The organism is Henriciella mobilis, from assembly GCF_003576315.1.
Lineage (GTDB): Bacteria > Pseudomonadota > Alphaproteobacteria > Caulobacterales > Hyphomonadaceae > Henriciella > Henriciella mobilis.
In genome coordinates, this window is the sequence record NZ_QWFZ01000010.1 from 1 (window position 1) to 2227 (window position 2227).

Sequence of the window (2227 nt, forward strand, 5' to 3'; positions counted from 1 at the left end):
AGGAAGACGGGCAACTCGGGCCTCACGACCGGATGGCGCTTCGTGGAAATCGTCGAATGCAGATAAGTCAGCGTCTCGTCATCGGTGAGCTTTGCGATTTCGGCGAGACAGGTGGAGAGGAGATCGAAGACGCGGGCGGCATGTTGCTGGAAGGTCTCCAGGCGATGACGCCAGGTCGCCGCGTCTTCGGTCTCGGCGCGCTGGATCAGGGCTTTCTCGGCCCGGCCCGTGGCATCGGCGGGTGGGAGCCAGAGCAGGGTCAGATAGTAGGCACTTTCGAACCGGGTTCCGGCTTCTTCGGCTTGTAATGCCCGTTCCTGATCGACGAGCCATGACAGCGCGTCGGGGAACTCAGCCTCCGGATAATCATGCACTTCATGGCGCTGCGCTTCGAAGAACAGCGCCCAGCCCGAGCCGAACCGGCGCAGCACATTATTGACCCGCGCCATCACGGAAACGAGTTCTTCGTCTGTCGAGCTTTCGAGGTCAGGGCCGCGATAGCGGAACGTGGTCTGGAAGCTGCCATCCTTGTTGAGGACGACGCCCGGCGCGACGAGACAGGCCCAGGGCAGGTAGTCGGCCAGTAGGACCAGGGTCTCTGCGTATTCTTTCAGGTTCAGCATGTCAGATGCTCCTTGTGCCGCGTGCTCCGGCCGGCAACGGCCATGAAATCCGGATCAGAGCGCGCCATGAACACCGCTGCCGAATGCCCGACCGCCCAGAGAACAAGGCCCGGTATCCAGAGCTGGAGGCCCAGGCCGACAGCAGCGGCGAGCGTCCCGATGGCGATGGCGGCCGTGCGGGGCGCGCCCGCCATCAGGATCGGCTCGGTCAGCGAGCGATGGAGCGGGATTTCATAGCCGTCAGCCACTAGCAGGCTGCTGAAAAAGCCTGTTTGCACGTTGTGGAGTATAGATTTTTTGGGGTCTGTGAGACTTTTTTTCGCCGTTTTGGCGTCGGGACGCGCGTTTCCGCCGGCATTGAGGTCACTCTTTCGGCATAGACCATCTTTCTACGGATTATGCGCTGACCTATAGCAGCGGCGATGGTGGCGTTCATGCTGCGGCCCCCGCAAGTAGCTTCGGTAGTCGGACGAGATTGTAGGCGGCGATGGCGATATCGAAGCCGAGGGCAACGCGCCGCTTTCCCCTGAACTTCGTCTTGGCATAGCCGCCAGTTGTCTTCGTCCACCCGAAGATCTCCTCGATCCTTTTGCGGATGCGCTGGGAGACCTCATAGCCCTCGGGGGTCTTGATGGGCAGGCCGCACCTCCCGGTCTCGGACTTCAGGGCGACATGCGGCCTGACACCGGCCTGCTCCAGATCGCGCTTGAAGGTCCAGGCATTGTAGCCTTTGTCGGCACCAAGTGTGGCGCCGCGTTTAACCTTGCGTTTCCTGATCATCTCGAGGGCCGCCTCGCGTTCGGCTCTGCCGGTTGCATGGGTCAGTTGTGTCGCTACGGCGAGGCCTTGCCGGTTCTCCATGAGGACGTGCCCCATGTAGCATAACTGAGCCGGCTTGCCCCGGCCCTTGCGATAGAGCCGAGCATCGGGATCGGTCGATGAGGCATGCGTCTGGTTCGACCGCTTCTCGCCGTGGAAGTCGTGCGGTGCATTGCGACCACCACCTCCACTATCCGGACCACCGCCGCTATCGGTATCCTTCGGACGGAAGCTCTTGGTACTGGCCCAGGCCTCAATCAGGGTGCCATCCACACTGAAGTGCTCACGCGACAACAGCTTCTTCACTCGCCGAAGCGACAGGACGGCGTTGAGGAACTTTGCGGCGATATCCCCATCCAGAAGGCGGTCGCGGTTCTTTGAAAACGTCGAGGCGTCCCAGGTCGGCTCATCGGGCCCGAGCCCGACAAACCAGCGAAACAGGAGATCGAACTCAAGCCGCTCCATCAGCTGGCGCTCAGACCGGATCGAATAGATCGCCTGCAACAGCATCGCCCGCAACAGACGCTCCGGCGCGATCGACGGGCGACCGGTATCCTGCGCGTAAAGTGCCGTAAAATCTGCGTCCAGAGCCTTCAGCGCGTCATTTACCAGCTGCCGTATCTGCCGCAGAGGATGATCCGATGCGATCCGGTCTTCTACGTTCACATACGAAAACAACTGATCCGTCGTCCGATCTTCACCACGCATCTCTGCCTCCCTCTCCACACAAAAGAGAGAATCATGCTTCGCAAAGCAAAACGAGACCTTTTTCAGCAGCCTGCTAG

The 2227-nt window shown here is 60.9% G+C and carries 2 protein-coding genes and 1 pseudogene; all 3 read right to left on the bottom strand.

Annotated elements, in window-relative coordinates; translation table 11 throughout:
* Positions 1–623, bottom strand: a pseudogene (locus D1227_RS07345) (conjugal transfer protein TrbE); the annotation flags it as partial.
* Positions 617–871 (bottom strand): VirB3 family type IV secretion system protein, encoded by a 255-nt coding sequence (locus D1227_RS07350; protein WP_084146418.1) that lies wholly within the window; start codon positions 869–871, stop codon positions 617–619. The pseudogene D1227_RS07345 and the gene D1227_RS07350, both read right to left, overlap by 7 nt.
* 184 nt (positions 872–1055) lie before the next feature.
* Complete coding sequence (locus tag D1227_RS07355) at positions 1056–2150, bottom strand: IS5 family transposase (RefSeq protein WP_035540773.1); 1095 nt, start codon at positions 2148–2150, stop codon at positions 1056–1058.
* Positions 2151–2227 lie beyond the last annotated feature (77 nt).

What these genes read in the sequence shown, in the direction of transcription:
- D1227_RS07355 (WP_035540773.1), bottom strand. Translation starts at nt 2,150, where the DNA reads ATGCGTGGTGAAGATCGGACGACGGATCAGTTGTTTTCGTATGTGAAC.